The sequence below is a fragment of the Scandinavium sp. genome (assembly GCF_036271055.1).
GTDB lineage: Bacteria > Pseudomonadota > Gammaproteobacteria > Enterobacterales > Enterobacteriaceae > Scandinavium.
On the sequence record NZ_DATBBJ010000045.1, the window covers coordinates 1 to 1,525 of the forward strand.

General features: G+C 57.2%; 1 protein-coding gene. It reads right to left on the minus strand.

Features of this window, described 5'->3' with window-relative positions; all coding sequences use genetic code 11:
- On the minus strand, positions 1-1,382 hold a 1,382-nt coding region (locus tag VH187_RS06840), incomplete at its 3' end, for a hypothetical protein (protein WP_329700728.1).
- Positions 1,383-1,525 lie beyond the last annotated feature (143 nt).

A 1,525-nucleotide genomic window follows, 5' to 3' on the forward strand; every position in this document is an offset into this window, starting at 1 on the left:
TAGGAGAAGCCGTCCTTAACCGCTGATAGGTCCCCGTTCGAGACTGTTACCGCGATTGAGCCGGTCACCGCTGAATCGTTATGGACATCAGCGCAGTTCGAGATGTTGCCGTTGGAATCAGTCTTTACCAGCCATATCGAATTGTCACCGCCGTTGAACTGGTTCGTGGAGCCCACGGCGATGAAGCCACCGTCGCTGGCCTGCTGGAAGGAGTGGAAGTATCGGTCGGAATACTGAACGTCAGGACCGTAGATCTTGTCCCACTGCACGCTGCCAGCGGAGTCTGTCTTAACGAGCCATGCTCTCTCGGTGTAGACGGTGTTCTGGAAGTAGTAGCCGGCGAACGTGTATCCCCCGTCGGCTGTTTGCTGTACGCCCACGTTATTCAGGTCGCTAATATCGCCAGATGGAAGAATGGTCCGGGCAAACTGTGCGTTCCCGGTTGAATCGACCTTCAACAGAAGGACGCTGCTGGCATAGGTGGTTGGAGTTTGTGTGCTGACCGTCCCACTGACAATAACTCCGCCGTCAGAAGTCAAGCCGAGGGATTGGAAGTAGGCGTCTACTCCGGCCGCGTAGTCGCGCTGCCAGACCAACGTTCCTGTCGAGTCGAGCTTGAAAACCGTGATTTCGGATTCTGTGTAAGAGGACGTGACGGCATAGCTTACCTCGCCCCCGACAATGTAGCCGCCGTCTGCTGTCTGCCGGACTGAGTAGGCTGCGCTGTACTGACTGTTCGGGTCAGCGAATACATGCGTCCACTGTAATTGCCCGGTGGAGCTCAATTTGGCAATCCACGGATTGTAATTCTCGCCGGGCGCGATCGCGTAGCCTACGAGGACAAACCCTCCGTCAGAGGTCTGCTGAATGTCGAAGGGCCAAGTCACAGGGGACGAGTAGGGAGTGGCGCTGGTGGCGAATAGCAGGTCGTTGGCCCATTGAACTTTACCGGTCGAGTCCACCTTTACGATTGCCCCGCAGGCGTTCAGGCTCTCAGCTGGGCAGCCGGATTGGGGTTGACCGGCGTAAATGGCACCTCCGTCCGAGGTCGCCTTGAGAATGTTCAGCGCGGTGCTTTGTGGTCCGGTCCCATAGCTGTACTGCGTCTGTGACTGTATGTTTCCACTTGAGTCGACCCTCAGGACTGTTGCGGGTCCGTTGCAGTTTGGACTCGTGGCAGCCGCTTCATCGCACAGCGCGCCTACGACGAAACTACCGCTGCTCGCTTGGCTGACGCTCTCGGCCACCGAGTAACTGTATGGGACACTGTAGGCTGTGGCGAAAGAGGAGCCGGTTGAGGTCGGTGGAGTTGGCGTCGGACTCGGGGTTGGGCTTGGAGTCGGTGTCGGAGTCGGATGTGGAGGCTTCGCCGCCAGCGTCATCAGGACCAATCCTGCCAACACGAAGGTAGTCGTGAATAATAACCTTACGGGTCTAGCCATCGGTTTCATAGCATAGAATCGCAACGATCCGCATCGTACGCAGCACCCGAAAAGTAACGCCGCTGTTACCTTTGCGAGCTTGA